Below are 22,017 nucleotides of genomic sequence, written 5' to 3'. Positions count from 1 at the left end.
CGTCACCCGCGGCCTCGGCCAGACCCAGCCGCTGGTCCCGACACCGGACAACACACGCGAACCACAGAACAGGCGCGTGGAGATCATCCTGCGGTAAGCGGATGGGCGGCGCCGCGGCAGGGGCGCAGGATCCGAACCGCCGCAAAGACATGAGCCGCAGATCAGCGCAGGCGCCGACGAAGGGCGGAGGCCCTCCGCGGCGTCCATGACACCAGCGCTCGCCCTCAGCCGAACAGCATCGCCGCGGCGTGCTCCGCCATCTCGCGGTTGGAATGCCCGACACCGGGCACGGTGACGACCCGCCAGGCGAAGGGGGCGCCCATGTCCGCGGCCGCGCGCCGCGACGCGTCGAAGAAGTGCCAGCCCCGGGCGAAGCGATGGCTGCCCTGCGCCACCGCCCAGGGCTGGCGCGGCAGGCTCGGGTGGTTCGGGTCGGTGTCGGCCTCGCCCAGTTGCACCACCACCGGGCGGGCGAAGACCGCGCGCAGCACGGCCGGGTCCGCCGCCGTGCCGCCGAGGCCCTCGACGAAGGGGCGGTCGAAGCGCGGCAAGGTGTAGGAGCCGCTGTTGGCGACCACCACCGCCTCGGCGCGCGGCGCACCGGTCAGCAGCATGTAGCGATGGACGAACTGCGCGCCGGCAGAATGGCCGTAAAGCACGAAGCCGGGGCGCGTGGCGCCAGCCGCATCCATCGCCGCCGCCACGACGCGATCGAAGGCGCCGTAGGACCATGCGGCGGGCGGCGTGGCGGCCCCGGAATCGTCCTGAAGATTGCCGAAATTGTACCAGCGTGTGCCGGGGAACTTCTCCCGCGAGAATTCCGGCACCAGCAGCAGGAAGCCGTGGCGCTCGGCCAAGGGGCGCCATTCGTCGCGATAGCGGTCGGCGTCGCGCTGCAGCCCGTGCATCACCACGCCGACCTTGCCCGATCCCGTCCAGCCGGCCGGACGGTGGAACCAGATCGGCATCGGCGCCGCGATGGCGCCGGCCGGTTCCGGGATCTCGATCCGCCCGCTGCCCGGCCGGATGGGCTGGGCGCGGGCGGCGGCCGGCAGCGCCAGCCCGGCCGCAAGCACGGTGCGCCGCCGCAGGATGGTCACGGCCGGCCCCGGCGACACGCCATGCCCCGCGGCGTCATGCGCGCGCCCCTCAATCCACCCTTGCGCCGGAGCGCCGCACCACCTCCGCCCAGCGCGCGACATCGGCGCGCTGCGTCTCGCGGAACTGCTCGGGGCTGTTCGGCGCGGCGGGCGGCGTGATCGCCTGGTTGTTGATCAGCCAGTCGCGGAACTCCGGCGAGGAGATGATGCGGTTCACCTCGGCGTTCATGCGGCGCAGGATGGGCTCGGGCAGGTTCGCCGGCCCGAAGAGCCCGTACCAGGTCGAGGTGTCCATCGGCGGCAGGCCGCAGGCCTCGGCCACCGTCGGCACATCGGGCAGCGCGGCGAGGCGCTCGCGCGTCAGCACGAACAGCGCGCGCACCTGCCCCTGGCGGATCGGGCCCATCGCCGCGCCGGTCTGGTTGAAGAAGAGGTCGGTGTCGCCGGCGAGCAGCGCGCCCATCGCGCCCGGCTGGCCGCGGAAGGGCACGTGCAGCAGGTCAACCCCCGCGGCGGTGGCGAACTGCGCGCCCGCGAGATGCGTCGAGGCGCCGTTGCCGGTCGAGCCGTAGCTCAGCGCCTGCGGGCGTGCGCGGGCGGCCGCCAGCACCGCCTGGCAGGAGGTGAGGTTCGGCCGCCGCTCCGGGCTGACGATCAGGACGTTCGGCACGTCGCCCAGCAGCACCACCGGCGTGAAGTCGCGGATGACGTCGAAGGGCAGGCGGCTGTAGAGCGCGGCATTGATCGCGTGGGTGCCCGCCGTACCGAGGTAGAAGGTATAGCCGTCCGGCCGCGCCTTCGCGACGAGGTCGGAGCCGATGTTGCCGCCCGCGCCGGTCCGGTTGTCCACCACCACGGGCTGGCCGAGCGCGCGCGAGAGCGGCTCCGCGAGACGGCGCGCGTAGATGTCGGTGCCCGCGCCATTGGGGAAGCCGCCCATGATGGTGACCGGGCGGCTCGGCCAGGGCGCATCCTGGGCCAGCGCCGGAAGGCTGGTGGCGGCGGCGAGCGCCGCGGCGATCATGGTGCGTCGGAACATCATCCCGGTCTCCTGCAAAGGCGGCGGCGCGGCGCGATGCCCGGCCCGCGCCGGCAGCGCTTCTGGCCTTGTCCTGGGGCGCGCCCCCGCCCCCGCGGTCGGGCGCCAAGTGCGCAGCCGGCAGTGACGCGCGGTTCCAGCCTGCCTGACACTGCCCTAGGCTCCATCCCCATGGTCATGGCATCTCCCGATCACAGCCTTGCGCGGTTTGGCGGCGGGGGGAAGCCCGTCCAGGGCGCGCCGCTCGGCATCATCATGCTCGAGACGCGGTTTCCGCGCATTCCGGGCGATATCGGCAACGGCACGACCTGGCCGCATCCGGTGCTGTTCACCGTGGTGCCGGGCGCGACGCCGGAGCGCGTGGTGATCGAAGGCGCGAAGGGTCTGTTGCCCGGCTTCATCGCCGCCGCGCGGCACCTCGTCGCGCTGGGGGCGGAGGCCATCACAACGAGCTGCGGCTTCCTCGTCATCTTCCAGAAGGAGATCGCGGCGGCGGTCGAGGTGCCGGTCGCCACCTCCGCCCTGCTGCAGGTGCCCTGGGTGGAGGCGATGCTGCCGCCGGGGCGGCGCGTCGGGGTGATCACGGCGAGCCGGGCCGCGCTGACGCCTGCGCATTTCGCCGCCGCCGGCATGGCGCCCGACACGCCGGTGGCGGGCATCGAGAACGGCCGCGAGCTGTACCGGGTGCTGGTCAGGCAGGACAAGGCGGAGCTCGATGCCGCGGCGGCCGAGCAGGACATCCTCGACGCGGGGCGCGCGCTGGTCGCGGCGCATCCCGAGGTCGGGGCGATCGTGCTGGAATGCACCAACATGCCGCCCTATGCGGCCGCGCTGCAGCAGGCCCTCGGCCTGCCGGTGCATGACGTGGTCTCGCTCGGGACCTACCTGTATGGCGGACTGCGGCCGCGGCGCTGGCGCTGATCAGCCGCCGCGGAACAGGCTGAGCAGGGACTGCGGCGCCTGGTTCGCGATGGAGAGCGACTGCGTGCCGAGCTGCTGGCGGATCTGCAGCGCCTGGAGCCGCGCGGATTCCTTGGCGAGATCGGCGTCGATCAGCGCGCCGAGCCCGCTTTCGAGGCTGTCGAGCTTGTCGCGGTTGTAGGCGATCTGCGCGTCCACATAGCGGGCGTCGGAGCCGAACCGATTCAGCGCATCGGCGATGGCGGTGTTGATGGTCGGCCAGTCGCCGCCGGCGGCGATCGCCGCCTGTGCCGCGGCCGCGTTGGTCGGCGCCGCGGCCACCACGAGATCCGCGAGCCCGTCCACCGCCGTGAGGGTGTAGGTGGTGCCCGCCTCGTTGCGCGTCGTGGTGATATTGCCGCCGACGGGCGGGGTGGTCGAGAGCAGGGAGCGCCCGTTGTAGGTCGCGTCCTCGATGAAGTTCTGGATCTGGGTGCGCAGCGCGCCGTACTGCGCCTCGTACTGCGCGCGCTGGTCGGCGTTCAGCGTGTCGTCGGCAAGGCGCACCAGCGTCTCGCGCACCTTGATCATGGTGTCGGAGACCTTGCGGAGCCCGGCGAGCGCGGTATCGAGCACGCCCTTGACGCCGCCGAGCTGCTCGTTCGCCGCCGTCAGGCCCGCGACATCGGCGCGCACGGATTGCGCCACGGCGAAGGCCGCGCCGTCGTCCTTGGCATCGGAGACGCGGTAGCCCGTGGACACCCGCTTCTGCGTCGCGTTCAGCGCCTCATTGGTGCGGTTGAGCGACTGCAGCGCCACCATGGCGCCGATATTGGTGTTCACCGAGTTCAGGCTCATCGGGATCTTCCCTTCGCAGGGCGGGATATTCCCGCCGTCGCCTCACTCTGGCGCACGAAGGTGAAGACAAGCCTAACGCCGCGGGAAAAATCGCATCCGGCGCCGCGCATGAAAAAGCCCCGTCACCGGCCGGCGACGGGGCCCTTCGAAGCGATGGCCGCGGGGGCTCAGCCCTTCATGTTCACGGCTTGGCGGCCGCGCTGGCCGTCGCGCACCTCGAGCGAGACCTTCTCGCCCTGCTGCACGTCCTGCTTGCCGGCGCGCTGCAGCACCGAGGAATGCAGGAACACGTCCTGGCCGCCATCATCGGGCGTCACGAAGCCGAAGCCGCGGACCTGGTCGAACCACTTGACCGTGCCGTTGATGTCGTAGGTCGGCCCGCCCTCGTCGCGGCCGAAGTCGCGCCGCGGGGGACGGTCGCCGAACTCGCGCCGCGGGGGGCGGTCCCCGAAGCCGCCGCCACCAAAGCCGCCGCCGCCGCCAAAATCGCGGCGCGGGGGACGGTCGCCGAAATCACGGCGCGGGGGGCGATCCCCGAAGCCGCCGCCACCGAAGCCGCCGCCGCCGAAGTCGCGGCGCGGGGGACGGTCGCCGAAGTCACGGCGCGGGGGACGGTCCCCGAAGCCGCCGCCGCCGAACTCGCGCCGCGGCGGGCGCGCGCCGCCGCCCTCGCCGCGCTTCAGTTCCATGATGCGCGTCACGAGGCGCCGGCCCTGACGGTCCGTGCCGATCTCGCACACCAGCTTGTCGCCGGTATCGGGGGGCTCGATCCCCGCCTCGGTCAGCGCCGAGGCGTGGAAGAAAACGTCAGCACCGTCCGGCCCAAGGACGAAACCGAAGCCTTTGCGGCTGTTGTACCATTTCACTTCGGCCTCGATCTGGCCGCCGCCACCCTGGTTCTCGAATTCAGACACGATCCTGCAGGTCCACACAAAGACGCGATCCTGCGGGATGCAGGGCCGCTGATTGGCACCATGGCACCCCGGACCGTGGAAAGCGAGTGAAATCCGTGAGGCGGCTGGCCCCGGCGCGCCAGGGAACCGGCCGCCTGCCGATTCGCGCGGCCCGGTGCGCTCAGGCGAAGCGCGCCGGGTCGAAGGGCGCGATCGGGATCTCCGGCTCGCGCCCAGCCAGCAGCGCCGCCACCACCCGCCCCGTGCGCGCCCCGGCGACGAGCCCCGTATGCCCATGCCCGAAGGCGTGCAGGATGTCCGCGCTGGCGCGCGACCGCCCGAGGCAGGGCTTGCCGTCCGGCATCGAGGGGCGATGGCCGAGCCAGACCTTCACGCGCTCCGCCGGCAGGTCCCGCGGCAGGCCGGGAAAGCAGCGCAGCAGGTGGTCGCGCAGGATCTCCGCCCGCTTCCAGTTCGGCGCGGCATCGAGGCCCGCGATCTCCACCTGCCCGGCGCAGCGCAGGCCCCGCGCCGTGCGCATGATGGACATCTTCCCGTCCGAGGGCATGAGCCCGTGGCGCGGCGCGACCTCCGGCGCCGCCACCTCGGCATGGTAGCCCCGCTCGGTCTCGAGCGGCACGCGGTCCCCGGCGGCGGCGGCGAGCGGCTTCGCGAAGGCGCCGGCGGCGATTACCGCCGCATCGGCCGCCACCTCCCCCGCATCCGTGCGCACGGCGGCGAGCCGCCCGCCCTCGATGGCGAAGCCGGTGGCGCGCGCGCGGACAAGGCGCGCACCCTGCGCCACCGCATGGGCGACGAGGGCGGCGGTGTAGGCGCCGGGATCGGTGCAGTGCCCTCCCTCCTCCACCATCACCCCGAAACCGTAGCGGCGGTCGAGATCCGGCTCGCGCTGGCGCAGCTCCTCCGCCCCGAGTTCCAGCCAGCGCACGCCGACCGCGTGGCGGATCTCCCAGGCCTTGGCCTCGGCCTCGAAATCGGCGCGGGAGGGGTAGATGTAGATCAGGCCGCGCCGCTCGATCAGATGGCCGACGCCGGCCTCCTCGGCGAGCGCCTTGTGCAGCGCCGGGGCATCCACCACCAGCGGGCGCAGCGCGCGGGCCGTCTCGGCCACCCGCTCCCAGGTCCAGCCGGAGCGCAGGTAGCGCATGAGCCACGGCGCGACGCGCGGCAGATAGGACCAACGGATCGCCAGCGGCCCCAGCGGATCCATCAGGAATTTCGGCACCTTCCTCCACAGCCCCGGCACGGCGGGCGGGATCACCGACATCGGGCTCAGCCAGCAGCCATTGCCGTAGGAGGCCGCCTGCTCCCCGCCCGGATCGGCCGGGTCGAGGATGGTGACGCGGAAGCCCTCGCGCAGCGCCTCCACGGCCGAGCAGGCGCCGACGATGCCGGCGCCGATCACCACGACATGCCGCGTCATGATGCGCGGATCTTGGCGATCACCCTCGATGGGCCGGACTGCACCTGCACGCCCGAGAGATGCTGGTCGAGGAAGAACAGCCGGTCCTGCCCCCAGAGCCAGAGGTCGCCGCAGAAGAAGGTGGGCGCGCCGAAGACGCCGCGCTGCACGGCCTCCTGGTTGTTGCGGTCCCATTCGGCCAGGACCGACTGGCTCTCCTCCTCGCGCAGAAGAGCCTCGCCGGGCAGGCCCTCCTCCTCGGCGATGGCCACGCGCACGCGCGGATCGGCGATGTCGCGCTCCTCCAGCCAGAGCGCGCGCAGGATGGCATGGGAGAGCGCCTGCGCGTCCATCCCGCGCGCCTGCGCGGCCATCACCATGCGCCCGGCCGGGCGCTGGTCGGTCGGCGGGTAGTGCTTCGGCTTGAGCTTGATCGGCATCTTGAGGTGCCGCGACCAGCGGTCGAGCTCGAGCGCGTGGTAGTCCTGGCGCGGCTCGGGCCGCGTGCGCAGCGGGATGCCGCCGGTGTGCTTGATGACAAGCCGGAAGTCATAGGGCCTGAGCACCAGCGTCGCGCCGTGTCGCCGCACGATGTCGGTGAGTTGCGGCCCGGCGAAGTACATCCAGGGGCTGGAGAGCGTGTAGAAGCATTCGACGGTCTGGCCCATGCTGCTCATCCCTTCTGGGTGCGGCCCGGATCCTGCCCCGCGAGCAGCGAGACATGCGCGGAGACGACGCGCCAGCCGTGATCGGGCAGGCGCGCCATGATCTTGGTCTCGCGCCCGATCAGCCCGGTGCCGACGCGCTCGTATTCGAGATGCGTGCAGGCGAAGTCCCGCCCGAAGGCCGTGATCTGCACCCGCTTCTGGATGCGCGGCGCGTAGGACCTGACGCTGGCGCGGAAGGCGCGGATCGCCTCGATGCCGTAGAGGATCTCGGTCACGCCGAAGCGCACGGTGCGCGGGTCGGGCCAGAAGCAGGCGTCGAGCACCGCCGTGTCGTTCGCGGCGATCGCGGCCTCGTAGCGGTCGAAGACGGCACGGACCTCGGCGATGACCTCGGGGTTGTCGATCTCCACGGCGCGATGCTCTCCCGTCTGACGGGCGGAGAATGCCGCGCGTCGCACCGGAACGCAAAAGGGCCGGGCATGGCGGCCCGGCCCTTCGCGACGGATGCGGCGCTGTTCAGCCTGCCGCGGCCACCGCCCGCTTGGCCATCACGGTCACCAGATGCGCGCGATACTCGGCGCTGCCGTGGATGTCGCTGTTCAGCCCCTCCGCCGACTGCCGGATGCCGGCCACCGCGTCCGCCGACCAGTTCGCCGCGAGCGCCTTCTCCATCTCCGCCTGGCGGAAGACGCAGGGACCGGCGCCGTTGACCGCGACGCGCACGCCCATCGGCCCCTTCGAGACGAAGACGCCGGCCATGACGTAGCGGCTCGCCGGGTTCTTCATCTTGGCGTAGCCGGCCTTCTCGGGGATCGGGAATTCGACCGCGGTGAGGATCTCATCCTGCTCGAGCGCGGTGGTGAACATGCCGAGGAAGAACTCGTCCGCGGCGATCTTGCGCTTCGAGGTGTGGACCGTCGCACCGAGGCCGAGCACGGCGGCCGGGTAGTCCGCCGCCGGGTCGTTGTTCGCGACCGAGCCGCCGATCGTGCCGCGGTTGCGCACCTGCACGTCGCCGATATGGCCCGCGAGGTAGGCGAGCGCCGGAATGGCCGCCTTCACCTCGGCGCTGTCCGCCACCTCCACATGGCGGGTCAGGGCGCCGATGACGATGGCGTTGCCGGCGCGGCGAATGCCCTTCATCTCCGCGATGCCGGAGAGGTCCACCAGCGCCGAGGGCTTGTTGAGCCGATGCTTCAGCGCCGGGATCAGCGTATGCCCGCCGGAGACGGCCTTGGCGTCCGGGTCGGCCAGCAGCTTGACGGCATCCGCGACGGTGGAGGGCTTGTGGTAGGCGAAATCGTACATGGTGCTGTCCCCTACTCCGCCGCCATCCGGCGGCCGCCATTGATGATCTGCCAGATCTTGGCCGGCGTCGCCGGCATGTCCAGCGTCCGCACCCCGTAGTCGCGCAGCGCGTCAACCACCGCGTTGATGACCGCAGGCGGGGAGCCGATCGCGCCCACCTCCCCGCAGCCCTTCACGCCAAGCGGGTTGTGCGTGCAGAGCGTGGTGTGCGTCGCCACGCCCACGGGCGGCAGGTCGTCCGCGCGCGGCATGGTGTAATCCATCATCGAGCCCGAGAGCAGCTGACCATTCGCGTCATAGACGCAGCTCTCGAGCAGCGCCTGGCCGATGCCCTGGGCCACGCCGCCCTGCACCTGGCCTTCCACGATCATCGGGTTGATGACGCGGCCCACATCGTCCACGGCCGTGAAGTTGACCACCGCGACCTTGCCGGTCTCGGGGTCGATCTCGACCTCGGCGATGTGGCAGCCGCCGGGATAGGTGAAGTTCTTCGGGTCGTAGAAGGCGGTCTCCTCGAGGCCGGGCTCCAGCTCCTCGATCGGGTAGTTGTGGGGCACGTAGGCGGCCACCGAGATGTCCACCAACGACTTCGTCCGGTCCGTGCCCGCGACGCGGAAGGTGCCGCGGTCGAACTCGATGTCGTCCACCGAGGCTTCCATCAGGTGGGCGGCGATGCGCTTCCCCTTGGCGATGATCTTGTCCATCGCCTTCATCATCGCGCTGCCGCCGACGGCAAGGCTGCGGCTGCCATAGGTGCCCATGCCGAAGGGCACCTTCGCCGTGTCGCCATGCACGATGTCCACCTGCGCCACCGGCACGCCGAGCTTGTCGGCAACGAGCTGCGCGAAGGTCGTCTCGTGCCCCTGGCCGTGGCTGTGCGCGCCGGTCAGCACCGTCACGCTGCCGGTCGGATGGACGCGAATGGTGCCGACCTCGTAGAGGCCCGCCCGCGCGCCGAGGCTGCCCACCACGGCCGACGGCGCGATGCCGCAGGCTTCGAGATAGGTCGAGCAGCCGATGCCGCGCAGCTTGCCGCGCTTCGCCGCCTCGGCGCGCCGGGCCTCGAAGCCGGCCCAGTCGGCCGCGGCGAGCGCCTGGTCGAGCGTCGCATGGTAGTTGCCGCTGTCGTATTGCAGCGCGACCGGCGTCTGGTAGGGGAAGGCATCGGTCGGGATGAAGTTGCGCCGGCGCAGCTCGATCCGGTCGATGCCCGTCTCCTGCGCCGCCACGTCCATCAGGCGTTCGAGCAGGAAGGTCGCCTCCGGGCGGCCGGCGCCGCGATAGGCGTCAACCGGCACCGTGTTGGTGAAGACCGCCTTCACCTCGCAGTAGATGACGGGCGTCGTGTACACGCCGGCGAGCAGCGTGGCGTAGAGATAGGTCGGCACGCAGGGCGCGAAGGTGGAAAGGTAGGCGCCCATGTTCGCCTGGGTCGAGACGCGCAGGCCGAGGATCTTGCCGTTCCCGTCGAGGGCGAGTTCGGCATGCGAGACATGATCGCGCCCATGGGCGTCGGACATGAAGGACTCGCTGCGGTCGGCCGTCCACTTCACCGGGCGCGCCAGCTTGCCCGCCGCCCAGGTGACGATGGCCTCCTCGGCGTAATGGTAGATCTTGGAGCCGAAGCCGCCGCCGACATCCGGCGCCACGACGCGCAGCTTGCTCTCCGGGATGTGCAGCACATTCGCACCCATCAGCAGGCGGATGACGTGCGGGTTCTGGCTGGTGGTGGTCAGCGTGTACTCGCCCGTCGTGCGGTCGTATTCGCCCAGCGCCGCGCGCGGCTCCATCGCGTTCGGGATGAGCCGGTTGTTCACCAGGTCGAGCGTGACCACGTGCTTCGCGCCGGCGAAGGCGGCGTCCACCGCCGCCTTGTCCCCGATGTGCCAGTCGTAGCAGAGGTTGTTCGGCACGCCGTCATGGATGACGGGCGCGCCGGGCTTCTGCGCGGCCTCCATCGTCGCGGCGGCGGGCAGCACCTCGTAGTCCACGACGATCGCCTCGGCGGCATCGCGCGCCTGTTCGCGCGTTGCGGCGATGGCCACGGCGACCGGGTCGCCGACATGGCGCACCTTCTCCTGCGCAAGGACCGGATGCGGCGGCTCGGCCATGGGCGAGCCGTCCTTGTTGTGGATCTGCCAGCCGCAGGGCAGGCCGCCGACATTGTCGCGCGCCATGTCGGCGCCGGTGAACACCGCGACGACGCCCGGCATGGCGGCCGCCTTCGCCGTGTCCACGGCCCTGATGCGCGCATGGGCATGCGGGCTGCGCAGGATCCAGGCATGGAGCTGGCCCTGGCGGTTGAAGTCGTCCGTGTAGGCGCCGCGGCCCTGGAGGAAGCGGAAATCCTCCTTGCGCCGGACGCTCGCGCCGATGCCTTCGAACGGTGCCACCACGTTCATGTCCCTGTCCCCTCCCTCGAGGGTTGTCCCTTGGTCGGCCCGGGATTTGCCGGTGCCGTGATCTTGGGGCGCGGCGCGCCCGGGGCGCCGCCTATTCGGCGGCGCGCGCGATCTCGGACCGCCTGCCGTGCATCACCTCGGCGGCGGCGGCGATCGCCTTCACGATGTTGTGGTAGCCGGTGCAGCGGCAGAGATTGCCCTCGAGCCCCTCGCGGATCTGCTGCTCGGTCAGGCCCTGCGGGTTCTTCTGCACGAGGTCGATCGCGGACATCACCATGCCCGGCGTGCAGAAGCCGCATTGCAGGGCGTGATACTCGCGGAAGGCCTCCTGCATCGGGTGCAAAGTGCCGTCAGGCTTCGCAAGCCCCTCGATGGTGGTGACGCTGGCGCCGTCGCACATGACCGCGAGCGTGGTGCAGGATTTCACGCTCTCCCCGTTCACATGCACCACGCAGGCGCCGCACTGGCTGGTGTCGCAGCCGACATGCGTGCCGGTCAGGCGCAGCTTCTCCCGCAGCAGCTCCACGAGAAGCGTCCGGCCTTCGACCTCCGCCGTGTGGGACTGGCCGTTCACGGTCAGCGTGACCTGCGGCATCGTGCATCTCCCCGAAGTGACGTTGATGGCCGGGCACATGGCGTGCCGGCGTCCGGGCGCAAGCCTCGCCTCGCCCGGCGGGCTTCGTCAAGCGCGGCCGCGAGGGCGGGCACGCCGCGCGCCCTGCGGACGCGCCGGCACCAGGCGGCCGTGCGGCGCGCCCGGTCGCGGCGCCCCTTCAGTGATGGGCGATCACCGCCGCGCCGCGCTCGCCGGCCAGCGGGTTCTCGGCCGCCGGGCGGTCGTGCAGGTGACAGGCCGCCCAGTGGCCCTCCTCCGTCTGGCGCAGGACGGGTTCGTCCCTGCTGCAGCGGTCGAAGGCGTAGGGGCAGCGGGTATGGAACCGGCAGCCCTTGGGCGGCTTGATCGGCGAGGGCACGTCGCCCTTGAGGATGATGCGCTCGCGCTGGGCGCCCGGCTCGGGCACCGGCACGGCGGAGAGCAGCGCCTCGGTGTAGGGATGCTTCGGCGCGGCGAACAGGCTGCGCTTCGGCGCGACCTCGACGATCTTGCCGAGATACATCACCGCCACGCGATGCGTCATGTGCTCGACGATGGCGAGGTCGTGGCTGATGAACAGCATCGCGAGGCCGAGTTCCTTCTGCAGGTCCTGCAGCAGGTTCACGATCTGCGCCTTCACCGACACGTCGAGCGCGGAGACCGCCTCGTCGCAGATGATGAGGTCGGGCTCGGCCGCGAGCGCGCGCGCGATGCAGATGCGCTGGCGCTGCCCGCCCGAGAATTCGTGCGGCCAGCGGCCCACCGCGTCGCGTGGCAGGCGCACGCGGTCCATCAGGTCGCCGACGCGGCGCTCGATGTCGGCGGCATCGCTCGCGAGGCCGAAGTTCCGGATCGGCTCGGCGAGGATGTCACGCACCCGCATGCGCGGATTGAGGCTGCTGAAGGGATCCTGGAAGACCACCTGCATGCGCCGCCGCAGGGGCCGCAGCCTGCCGCTCGGCATGTCGTCGATGCGCTGCCCGTCCAGGACGACCTGCCCGCCCGTGATGTCGAACAGCCGCAGGATGGCCTTGCCCACCGTGGATTTCCCGCAGCCGGATTCCCCGACCAGCGAGAGCGTCTCCCCCCTCGCGATCGAGAAGGAGACGCCATCCACCGCATACACATAGCCAGTGGTGCCGCCGAAGAAGCCGCCATGGATCGGGAAATGCTTCTTGAGGTCGTTGACTTCGAGAATGGGGGCGCTCATGCGGCGACACTCTCCTTGAGGGCGTAGTGGCACGCCGCGATATGACCCTCGGCCTTCTCCTCGAGGCCGGGCGCGACCTTGAGGCAGAGGTCGGTCGCGTAAGCGCAGCGGCTCGCGAAGACGCAGCCATCGAGTTTCTTCTTCAGGCTCGGCACCAGACCGGGGATCTCCTGCAGCCGCGTCTCCTCCCCGGTGAGCGAGGAGCCGAGCTTGGGCATCGAGCCCAGCAGCCCCTGCGTGTAGGGATGGCGCGGATTGCGGAAGAGGCGCCCGACCTCGGCCTCCTCGACCTTGCGCCCGGCATACATGACGATGACGCGCTCCGCGACCTCGGCCACCACGCCGAGATCGTGCGTGATGATGACGATCGCCGCGCCCACCGTGCGCTTGAGGTCGCGCATGAGGTCGAGGATCTGCGCCTGGATCGTCACGTCGAGCGCGGTCGTCGGCTCGTCGGCGATCAGCAGCTTCGGGTTGCAGGCGAGCGCGATGGCGATCATCACGCGCTGGCGCATGCCGCCCGAGAGCTGGTGCGGATACTCCTTCACCCGCCGCTCGGGCTCGGGGATGCCGACGAGCTTGAGCATCTCGACCGCACGCGCCTCGGCCTGCTGCTTGTTCATGCCCTGATGCAGCCGGAGCGTCTCGCCGATCTGCCGGCCCACGGTCAGCACCGGGTTCAGCGAGGTCATCGGCTCCTGGAAGATCATGCTGATCTCGTTGCCGCGAATGTCGCGCATCTCGCGGTCGGAGAGCTTCAGCAGGTCCTTGCCGTTGAAGCGGATGCTGCCCGCGATCTTGCCCGGCGGCTCGGGGATCAGCCGCAGGATGGACATGGCGGTGACCGACTTGCCGCAGCCGGACTCGCCGACGATCGCGACGGTCTCCCCCGAATTGACCTCGAAGGACACGCCGTCCACGGCGCGGTTCACGCCGTCGGCGCCGCGGAAATGGGTCTGGAGGTTCTCGACTTCGAGAAGGGCCATGGTCGATTCAGATCCTCTTGGCCATGCGCGGGTCGAGCGCGTCGCGCAGGCCGTCGCCGAGCATGTTCACGGCGAGCACGGTGATGGACAGGAACACGGCGGGGAAGAAGACGATGTAGGGCTTCACCTGCCACAGCGCCCTGCCCTCGGCCATGATGTTCCCCCAGGAGGGGATGATCGGCGGCGTCCCCGCGCCGATGAAGGAGAGGATGGATTCCACGATCATCGCCGAGGCGCAGACATAGGTCGCCTGCACCGTCATCGGCGCGATGGTGTTGGGCAGGATGTGCCGCCAGATGATGACCGGCGTGCGCGTGCCCGCCGCGACCGCCGCATCCACGTAGGGCTGCTCGCGCAAGGAGAGCACAACGCCCCGCACCAGGCGCGAGACGCGCGGCACCTCGGCCACCGTGATGGCGAGGATGACGTTGCCGACCGAGCCGCGCGTCAGCGCCATCAGCGCGATGGCGAGCAGGATGGACGGGATCGACATCAGCCCGTCCATGATGCGCATGATGATGCCGTCGGCCCAGCGCACGAAGCCCGACACGAGGCCGATGGTCAGCCCGATGATCGAGGAGAACAGCGCGACCGCGAAGCCGACGATGAGCGAGACCCTCGCGCCGTAGACCACGCGCGAATAGACGTCCCGGCCCAGCATGTCGGTGCCGAACCAGTGTTCCAGCGAAGGCTCGCGCGTGCGGCGGGCCGGCGCGAGCGCAGTCGGGTCCACCGTCCAGAACAGCGGCGCGAACACCGCCATGATGACCATCAGCAGCAGGATCGTCCCGCCGACGGCGATGGTGGGGTTGCGCCACATGAAGCCCCAGAGGCCCTTGCGGACCTTGACGGGGGGCATGATGTCGCGCGTCGGTTCCGCGACCTTCACCGAGCCCGGCGAGACATCCGCCGGATTGAGAACGCTTGCGGAGGCCATCAGTACCGGATCCTCGGGTCGAAGAGGGTGTAGAGAAGGTCGATCGCCAGGTTGACCAGCACGTAGACGAAGCTGAACAGCAGCACGACGCCCTGGATCACCGGGTAGTCGCGCCGCAGGATCGCATCCACCGTCAGCCGGCCGAGGCCGGGAATGGCGAAGACGCTTTCCGTCACGACCGCGCCGCCGATCAGCAGCGCGATGCCGATGCCGATGACCGTCACGATCGGCACGGCCGCGTTCTTCAGCGCATGCAGGAACAGGATCGAACGCTGCCCTGCGCCCTTGGCGCGCGCGGTGCGGATGTAGTCCTGCTGCAGCACCTCGAGCATGGTCGCGCGAGTGATGCGCGCGATCAGCGCGATATAGACGGAGCCGAGTGCGATGGCCGGCAGAATCAGGTTCTCGAGCCAGGGCCAGAACCCCTGGCTGAAGGCCGTGTAGCCCTGCACGGGCAGCCAGTCGAGTTCGAGGGCGAAGATGTAGGCGAGCAGGTAGCCCACCACGAAGACCGGAACCGAGAAGGCCAGCACGGCGAAGCTCATCACCGCGTTGTCCACCCAGGTGCCGACCTTCCACGCCGCGAGCACGCCGAGCGGCACGGCGACCGAGACCGCAAGCAGCAGCGTCACGACCATCAGCGAGAGCGTCGGCTCGATCCGCTGCTGGATCATGGTCGAGACGGGCAGGTTGGTGAAGATCGAGACGCCGAGATCCCCGCGCATGATGTCCCAGACCCAGGCCCCGAACCGCACCAGATAGGGGCGGTCGAGGCCAAGGCTGGCGCGGATGCGTTCGACATCCTCGGGGGTAGCCTGGTCACCCGCGATCACCGCCGCCGGGTCGCCCGGTGCGATGTAGAGGAGACTGAAGACGAAGAGCGCGACCACCGCCATCACCGGGATGGTGGCGAGGATGCGCCGGACGACGTAAGCGAACATGAGCGCGGGTTACCTGTCAGTGGGTCACGACTTGGAGACGTTCCAGAAGAACGGGATCGGCGCGCCGACCACGCCCGTCACGTTCCGCCGCCAGGCCTGGAAGACCTTGTAGAAGCCGGTCGGGATGTAGGTGACGTGCCGCATCGCCGCCGCGTTCATCTCGGCGACAGCGGCCTTCTCCGCCTCGAGGTTCGGGGCGTCGAACCACTTCAGCCGCGCCGCCTCGACGGCCTCGTCAGAGGGCCAGCCGAACCACGCGCCGTCGCCATGGGTGCGCAGCGCGAGATAGGCCGCCGGGTTGGTGCAGTCGGCGCCGGCGTGCCAGGTGTGGAAGATGTGCCAGCCGCCCTGGCCCGGCGGGGCCTTCGAGGCGCGCCGCTGGCCCACCGTGCCCCAGTCGGTCGCGACGAAATCCACCCTCATGCCGAGCGAGGTCAGCAGCGCGTTCGTCACCTCCCCCATCGCCTTGAGCGGCGCCTGGTCCTGCGCCACGAGCACGGTGATGGGCTGTCCGTTGTAGCCGGATTCCGCGAGCAGCCGGCGCGCCGCGTCGAGGTTGCGCGGACCCTTGAGGATCTCGCCTCCCGCCTCGGTGTAGAGCGGCGTGCCGGGGGTGAAGAAGGAGGGCAGCGTCTGCCAGAGGCTGCGGTCGTCGCCGACCACCGCGCGCATGTAGTCCTCCTGGCTGAGCGCCATCGCCACCGCGCGGCGCGCGCGCACGTCGTTGAACGGCGCATGCAGGTGGTTGAAGCGGAAGGAGCCGATGTTGCCGAGCGGGTCCTGGATGTCCACCTGGACGTTGCGGTTGCGCCGCAGCGCGGGCACGAGGTCGGTCAGCGGGCTCTCCCACCAGTCGATCTCGCCGTTCATCAGCGCCGCCGAGGCGGTCGCCGGGTCGGGCATGATGATCCACTCGATGCGGTCGACGTTCATGCGCTTGCCGCCGGCGAGCCAGGAGGGCGGCTCGTTGCGCGGCACATACTGCTCGAAGCGCGTGAACACCGCGCGCGCGCCCGGCACCCACTCGTTGCGCGCGAGGCGCATCGGACCGGACCCGATGAACTCCGACACCTGCTGGAAAGGATCGGTCCGCGCCAGTCGCTCGGGCATGATGAAGGCCATGGGCGTGTTGTTCTTGCCCAGCGCCACCAGCATCTTCGGATAGGGCTGCTTGAGCCGCCAGCGGAAGGTGCGGTCGTCCACCGCGCTGACGGGTTCCTCCTGGATGGCGCGGATCATCTGGCCCATGCCGTCGCGCACCGCCCAGCGGTTCAGCGAGGCCGCCACGTCCTGCGCGCGCACCGGCTCGCCATCGTGGAAGCGCAGGCCCTCGCGGAGCCTGAAGGTCCAGGTCTTGCCCCCGTCCGTCACCTCCTCGCTCTCGACCATCTGGCGCTGCGGCGTGAGGTTGGAATCGAAGCCGTAGAGCGTGTCCCAGACGAGGCAGGCGGCGTTGCGCACGACATACTGCGTGCCCCAGATGGGATCGAAGTTCGCGAGGTTCGCCTGCGGCACGAAGCGCAGCGTGCGCGCCGCGGCGCCCTGCGACAGCGCCGGCGCGGCAATGGTGCCGGATGCGCCGATCGTCGCCACGCCGGCCCCGGCCTTGAGGAAAGTTCTGCGGTCCATTCGCCGTCTCCCTGTTCGTATCCTCGCGGGCCTCATCTGCCCGGTTGGACGCCAGATTGCATCATTCATGGGCGCACGGCCAGCGCCCCCCAACCCCACGGGCGAGGCGGAGCGCTGGCCGAAGCCCGACGCGGCTGCGGTGCAGCACGCGCCGTGCCAGAGCAGTGTCAGGTCTTGGCGATGTTCCAGAATACCGTCGCCGGTGCGCGGAACGCACCGGTGACGTTCCGGCGCCATGCCGAAGGCTGCCAGTAGTAGCCGAGCGGTATGTAGTACATCTCCCGCATCGCGGCGCGGTTCAGGGCGCGCGCGATGCGCTGGCTCTCGGCCGGGTCGCCGCCCTTCTCCACCCATTCCGCGCGCAGGCGCTCCACTTCCGGCACGTCGGGCCAGCCGAACCAGGCATTGGCGCCGTTGGCGCGCAGGAACAGGTGGAACACCGGCAGCGCGAGGGACTGCCCCGAGGAGGTGGTATGGATCACGGACCATCCGCCGCGTTCCACCGGCTCGCGGCTGGTGCGCCGCTGCACGAGCGTGCCCCAGTCCGCCGAGATGAGTTCGAGATTCATCCCGAGCCGGCGGATGATATCCGCGGTGACGAGAGAGAGCGCGTTGATCTGCGGATAATCGCCCGGCGCGATCAGCACCACCTTCTCGCCATTGTAGCCGGCCGCCTGCAGCGCCGCGCGGGCGCGCTCGATGCTCCGCACCTTCAGGAGATCGCTGCCGTCCTCGTTTGCGAGCGGCGTATCGCAGGTGAAGACGCCCTCGCAGACGCCCCAGCCCGCCGGGTCATCCCCCGCGACCGCGCGCAGGTAGTCGCGCTGGTCCACCGCCATGGCCACGGCGCGGCGGATCGCGGGGTTGTTGAAGGGCGGCTGCAGCGTGTTGAAGCGGCACACGCCGTAGGTGCCGTCCTGCAGGCGCTGCTCGACCACCACGTTGCGGTTGCGGCGGAGCATCGGCAGCAGGTCGTGCAGCGGATACTCCCAGTAGTCCTGCTCGCCCTGCGCGAGGGCGGCCGCACTCGTCGCGGGGTCGGTGATGATCGTCCACTCGACCTTGTCGATGCGCGGGGCGCGGCCGCCGGCGAGCCCGTCCGGCGGCTCGTCGCGCGGCACGTAGCGCTCGTTCTTCGCCCAGGCGGCGCGCTGGCCCGGATTCCACTCGTCGCGCAGGAAGCGGAACGGCCCCGAGCCGATGGTCTCGCGGATCTGGGTGAAGGCGTCGGTGCTGGCGATGCGCTCGGGCATCACGAAGCAGGGGAACTGGGTCTGGCCGAGCGCCATCAGCATCAGCGGCGTCGGGCGGTGGAAGCGGAAGCGGAAGCGGCGGTCGTCGAGTGCGGCGAGTTCCGCCACGTTCGGCCACAGCACCTGGCTGAAGGAATCGCGCCGGCGCCAGCGGTCGATGGAGGCGACACAGTCCTTGGCCAGGACACGTTCGCCGTCGTGGAAGAAAAGGTTGTCGCGCAGCGTGAAGGTGACGGTCAGCCCGTCCTGGCTCGTCTCCCAGCCCTGCGCCATCTGGGGCTTCACGTCGCCCTTCGAATCGGTCGCGAGGATCTGGTCGTAGATCATGAAGGCGTTGTTCCGCGTGACCACCGCGGTGGTCCACACGGGATCGAGGCTGGTCAGGTTCGCCTGCGGTATCACGCGCAAGGTGCGCGCCGCCGACCCCTGCGACAGCGCGGGCGCGGAGACCCCCGCGCCCGCCGCGAGCCCGGCGCCGCCGGCGAGGATGGAACGTCGTCCGATGGTCATGCTCAGCCCCTCCTGATTCCCCAGAACATCGCCGGGCCCGCGACCCGGTCCACGAGATCCGTCCGCATCGCCGTCATGGACAGGTAGGAGCCGAGCGGCACGTAGGGCAGCTCGTCCATCACCGTGCGCTGGATGTCCTCGGCGATGCGCTTCTGCGCATCGAGGTTCGGCGCGGTGAACCACGCGTCGCGCAGCTCCTCGAGGCGCGGAATCGTCGGCCAGCCGAACCACGCATTCGCGCCATTCCCGCGGATCGGGAAATGCCCGGCGGGATCAAGGAAATCGTAGGATCCGAACGCGGTGTAGAAGACCGACCAGCCGCCGCGCTCGAGCGGCTCGCGGCTGGCGCGCCGCTGCACCACGGTGCCCCAGTCGGTCACGACGAGATCCATGTTCATCCCAAGCCGGCGGAACATGTCCGCGCCCACCTGCGTCAGCGCCGCCGGCGCCAGGATGTCGGTCGGCCCGATCAGGCGCATCGGCTGGTTGGTGTAGCCGGCCTCGCGCAGCAGAGCCCGCGCGCGGTCCACGCTGCGAGGCCCGGTCAGGGGCTCGAGCCCCGCCTGGGTCGCGAGCGGCGTGCCCGGCGTGAACACGCCGGTCGGCGCCTGATACATCGCGCGGTCGGTGCCCACGATCGCGATCAGGTGGTCCTCCTGGCTCACCGCGGGCAGGATCGCCTGGCGCATCCGCTTGTCATTGAAGGGCGGATGCAGGTGGTTGAAGCGCAGCACCGCCCCGTTCGGCAGCGGGTCGATCGCCTCGACCTTGATCTGGCGGCTGCGCGCGAAGAGCTGCCGGTATTCGGGCGTAGGCTGCTCGTACCAGTCGATCTCGCCGGTCTGCAGCGCGCTCGCCGCCGTCGCCGCGTCGGTGATGATCAGCCATTCCACGCGATCGAAGTTCGCGACCTTCGGCCCCGCCGTGAGGCTGCGCGTGCCGACCGGCGTCGGGCTGTACTGCGCGAACTTCTCATAGACGACGAGGCTGCCCGAATTGAACTCGTCCGCCTTGAAGCGGTAGGGGCCCGAGCCGATCGCCTCGCGCACCTGCTGGAACGGGTCCGTCCGCGCGAGGCGCTCGGGCATGATGAAGGGGATCGGCGTGTTCACGCTGCCGAGCGCGCTCAGCAGCAGCGGGAAGGGCTGCTTCAGCGTGAAGCGCAGCCGCCGGTCGTCGAGGGCGGCGAGCTCGTCCAGCACCGTCGCGAGCTTCTGGCCCATCGGGCTGCGGCGCATCCAGCGCTGCAGGCTCGCCACGCAGTCGATGGCGCGGACAGGCTCGCCGTCATGGAACCGGAGCCCGGCGCGCAGCGTGATGGTGCAGACCTTGTTGTCCTGCTCGAAGACATGGCCCTCGGCCATCTGTGGATAGGGCTGGAAGTCGCGGCCGGTGCCGTAGAGCGTGTCGAACACCATCAGCCCGTGGTTGCGCGTGATGTAGGCCGTGGTCCAGATCGGGTCGAGGCTGGTGAGGTTGGCCTGCGGCACGAAGCGCAGGATGCGGTTGCGCGCCGGCTGCGCGGTGGCCACGCGCGGCAGGGCGGCGGTGGCGCCAAGCGCCATGCCGCCCGCAAGCAGGCTGCGACGATCCATGATGTGTCTCCCGTCTTGTGGTCTCCCGCCGCGATCAGACCAGCCCCGGGCGGGATCGGCAACCCTCCGCGCCACCTCGGGGCAGCGGAGGGCTGCACGGGAGCGGCACGTCAGACGCGCCGGACGTTCCAGAACAGCGGCGGCTGCCCCTTCAGGATGCCGGTCAGGTTCCGGCGATAGGCCGTCGGCTGGTAGTACATGCCGGTCGGCACATAGGGCACCTCGTCGAAGGCGATGCGCTGCATATCGGTCGTCGCCGCCCTCGCCGCCGCGTCGTCCGGCGCATCGAACCAGGCGTTGCGCTGCGCCTCGATCGCCGGGATGCTCGGCCAGCCCGGCCAGGCGGCGTCGCCATGGCCGCGGATGGAGGCGTGGCTCGCCGGGTTCCAGTGGTCCACGCCCGACCAGAAGGTGAAGAAGCCCGACCAGCCGCCCTGTTCGAGCGGGTTCTTGCTCGCCCGCCGCTGCACCACCGTGCCCCAGTCCGCGCTGACGAGATCCACGTTGAAGCCCATGCGGCGGAACAGGTCCGCGCCCACCAGCGTCGCGGCGTTGATCGAGGAGAGGTCGGTCGCGTTCAGGAGCACGAGCCGCGCGCCCATCGCGCCCGCCGCCTGCAGTTCAGCGCGCGCCTGGTCCACGCTCTTCTTCAGCCGGTCCAGCCCGACCGTGGAGGCCGAGGGCGATTCCGGCGCGAAGTATCCGATACCCTCCCGCCGGAGGTTGGGCCTGCCCTCGACGCCCGAGGTGCCGATCACGGCGGTCATGAAGTCCATCTGGTTGACGGCGGTGACCACGGCGCGCCGCACCGCGGGGTTGTTGAACGGCGCCGTCAGGTGGTTCGGGCGGAAGATGCCGATCAGCCCGGTGTTGTTGATGATGTCCACCGCGATGTTGCGGTTGCGTGCGACCAGCGGGAAGAGGTCCGCGGTCGGCTGCTCCCACCAGTCGATCTCGCCCGCCTGCAGCGCGGCCGCGGCGGTCGAGGCATCGGGGATGATCCGCCATTCGATGCGCTCGAAATGCGCGACCTTCGGCCCGGCGGTCATGGAGGGCGTGCCATTGGGCACCGGCACATAGTCCGGGTTCCGCACATAGGCGAGCGAGGAGCCCGGCACCCATTCGTTCTGCACGAAGCGATAGGGCCCGCTGCCCACCGCCTCGCTGATGTTGGTGAAGGGGTCCACGTTCGCGAGGCGCTCGGGCATGACGAAGAGGCAGGAGGTCGTCACCTTGCTGAAGGCCTCGAGCATCTTCGGGAAGGGGCGGTTGAGGCGGATCGCGAAGACGCGGTCGCTCTCCTCCGTCATCTCCGCGACGCGGGCCATCAGCTCCTGCCCGAAGGCGTCGCGGCGTCCCCAGCGGCGGATGGAGGCGATGCAGTCGCGCCCGCGCACCGGCGTGCCGTCGTGGAAGCGGAGCCCCTCGCGCAGGGTGAAGCGCCAGAGCAGGCCGCCATTCTCGACCACATGGCCCTGGACCATCTGCGGCTGCGGGCGGAACTGCTCGTCCATGCCGTAGAGCTGGTCATAGACCAGGAAGGCGTGGTCGCGCGCGATGAAGGCGGTGTTGGTGAAGGGGTCGATGTTCGGGATGTTGGCGTGCGGCACGTAGCGCAGCACGCGCTCGCGCGCCGGCTGGGCGATGGCGAAGCGCGGCAGGGCGGCGGCAAGCGCCGCGCCGGCCAGCAGGTCGCGTCGGAACATCGGAAGGTCTCCGTCGGATGAAGCCGGCGGGAGCCTAGAGCAGTTCCTTCAGACGGGGAATCAC

At 70.4% G+C, this 22,017-nt stretch carries 19 protein-coding genes; 1 reads left to right on the top strand and 18 read right to left on the bottom strand.

Annotated features, from left to right (window positions below; translation table 11 throughout):
• Window positions 1-224: 224 nt before the first annotated feature.
• The gene (locus FHS88_RS09655; RefSeq protein WP_184483979.1) at window positions 225-1,100 is read right to left on the bottom strand and encodes an alpha/beta hydrolase; all 876 of its coding nucleotides are present in this window, start codon (window positions 1,098-1,100) and stop codon (window positions 225-227) included.
• 49 nt (window positions 1,101-1,149) lie between these two features.
• A complete protein-coding gene (locus tag FHS88_RS09650) occupies window positions 1,150-2,139 on the bottom strand; it encodes a Bug family tripartite tricarboxylate transporter substrate binding protein (protein WP_184483977.1) in 990 nt (329 codons plus the stop codon).
• Window positions 2,140-2,316: 177 nt separating this feature from the next.
• On the opposite strand from FHS88_RS09650, the gene FHS88_RS09645 reads away from it, so the two are divergent.
• The gene (locus FHS88_RS09645) at window positions 2,317-3,060 is read left to right on the top strand and encodes an aspartate/glutamate racemase family protein (RefSeq protein WP_184483976.1); all 744 of its coding nucleotides are present in this window, start codon (window positions 2,317-2,319) and stop codon (window positions 3,058-3,060) included.
• Here FHS88_RS09645 and FHS88_RS09640 read toward each other — a convergent pair whose 3' ends face one another.
• From FHS88_RS09640 to FHS88_RS09565, 16 genes are all read right to left on the bottom strand, one after another.
• On the bottom strand, window positions 3,061-3,897 hold the full coding sequence (locus FHS88_RS09640) for a flagellin (protein ID WP_184483974.1): 837 nt from the start codon (window positions 3,895-3,897) through the stop codon (window positions 3,061-3,063).
• Window positions 3,898-4,064: 167 nt separating this feature from the next.
• A complete protein-coding gene (locus tag FHS88_RS09635; RefSeq protein WP_184483972.1) occupies window positions 4,065-4,811 on the bottom strand; it encodes a cold shock domain-containing protein in 747 nt (248 codons plus the stop codon).
• Window positions 4,812-4,971: 160 nt separating this feature from the next.
• On the bottom strand, window positions 4,972-6,234 hold the full coding sequence (locus FHS88_RS09630) for an NAD(P)/FAD-dependent oxidoreductase (protein ID WP_184483970.1): 1,263 nt from the start codon (window positions 6,232-6,234) through the stop codon (window positions 4,972-4,974).
• Entirely contained in the window at window positions 6,231-6,881 is a 651-nt protein-coding gene (locus FHS88_RS09625; protein WP_184483967.1) for a 2-hydroxychromene-2-carboxylate isomerase, read from the bottom strand. The genes FHS88_RS09630 and FHS88_RS09625 overlap by 4 nt, the downstream gene beginning before the upstream one ends.
• A gap of 5 nt (window positions 6,882-6,886) precedes the next feature.
• Window positions 6,887-7,291 carry an oxalurate catabolism protein HpxZ gene (gene hpxZ, locus FHS88_RS09620; RefSeq protein WP_184483965.1) on the bottom strand — a complete coding sequence of 135 codons (405 nt, stop codon included), beginning with the start codon at window positions 7,289-7,291 and terminating at the stop codon, window positions 6,887-6,889.
• 106 nt (window positions 7,292-7,397) lie between these two features.
• On the bottom strand, window positions 7,398-8,189 hold the full coding sequence (locus FHS88_RS09615) for an FAD binding domain-containing protein (protein WP_184483963.1): 792 nt from the start codon (window positions 8,187-8,189) through the stop codon (window positions 7,398-7,400).
• 11 nt (window positions 8,190-8,200) lie between these two features.
• Complete coding sequence (locus FHS88_RS09610) at window positions 8,201-10,591, bottom strand: xanthine dehydrogenase family protein molybdopterin-binding subunit (RefSeq protein WP_184483961.1); 2,391 nt, start codon at window positions 10,589-10,591, stop codon at window positions 8,201-8,203.
• Window positions 10,592-10,682: 91 nt separating this feature from the next.
• Window positions 10,683-11,186, bottom strand: a complete 504-nt coding sequence (locus tag FHS88_RS09605) for a (2Fe-2S)-binding protein (protein WP_184483959.1) — start codon at window positions 11,184-11,186, stop codon at window positions 10,683-10,685.
• 178 nt (window positions 11,187-11,364) lie between these two features.
• A complete protein-coding gene (locus FHS88_RS09600) occupies window positions 11,365-12,396 on the bottom strand; it encodes an ABC transporter ATP-binding protein (RefSeq protein ID WP_184483957.1) in 1,032 nt (343 codons plus the stop codon).
• On the bottom strand, window positions 12,393-13,382 hold the full coding sequence (locus FHS88_RS09595) for an ABC transporter ATP-binding protein (RefSeq protein WP_184483955.1): 990 nt from the start codon (window positions 13,380-13,382) through the stop codon (window positions 12,393-12,395). Before FHS88_RS09595 ends, FHS88_RS09600 begins: the two co-directional genes overlap by 4 nt.
• A 7-nt stretch (window positions 13,383-13,389) precedes the next feature.
• A complete protein-coding gene (locus FHS88_RS09590; RefSeq protein ID WP_184483953.1) occupies window positions 13,390-14,319 on the bottom strand; it encodes an ABC transporter permease in 930 nt (309 codons plus the stop codon).
• Window positions 14,319-15,260, bottom strand: coding sequence for an ABC transporter permease (locus FHS88_RS09585; protein ID WP_184483951.1), 942 nt, complete (start codon window positions 15,258-15,260; stop codon window positions 14,319-14,321). The genes FHS88_RS09590 and FHS88_RS09585 overlap by 1 nt, the downstream gene beginning before the upstream one ends.
• A gap of 24 nt (window positions 15,261-15,284) precedes the next feature.
• A complete protein-coding gene (locus FHS88_RS09580) occupies window positions 15,285-16,889 on the bottom strand; it encodes an ABC transporter substrate-binding protein (RefSeq protein ID WP_184483949.1) in 1,605 nt (534 codons plus the stop codon).
• A 167-nt stretch (window positions 16,890-17,056) separates the two neighbouring features.
• On the bottom strand, window positions 17,057-18,652 hold the full coding sequence (locus tag FHS88_RS09575; RefSeq protein ID WP_184483947.1) for an ABC transporter substrate-binding protein: 1,596 nt from the start codon (window positions 18,650-18,652) through the stop codon (window positions 17,057-17,059).
• Window positions 18,653-18,654: 2 nt separating this feature from the next.
• Entirely contained in the window at window positions 18,655-20,247 is a 1,593-nt protein-coding gene (locus tag FHS88_RS09570) for an ABC transporter substrate-binding protein (protein ID WP_184483944.1), read from the bottom strand.
• A 110-nt stretch (window positions 20,248-20,357) separates the two neighbouring features.
• On the bottom strand, window positions 20,358-21,953 hold the full coding sequence (locus FHS88_RS09565; protein WP_184483942.1) for an ABC transporter substrate-binding protein: 1,596 nt from the start codon (window positions 21,951-21,953) through the stop codon (window positions 20,358-20,360).
• Window positions 21,954-22,017: the final 64 nt, after the last annotated feature.

This window comes from Neoroseomonas alkaliterrae (genome assembly GCF_014199195.1).
GTDB lineage: Bacteria > Pseudomonadota > Alphaproteobacteria > Acetobacterales > Acetobacteraceae > Neoroseomonas > Neoroseomonas alkaliterrae.
The sequence above is the reverse complement of the archived record's forward strand: the minus strand, read 5'-3'. Positions and strand labels throughout refer to the sequence as shown.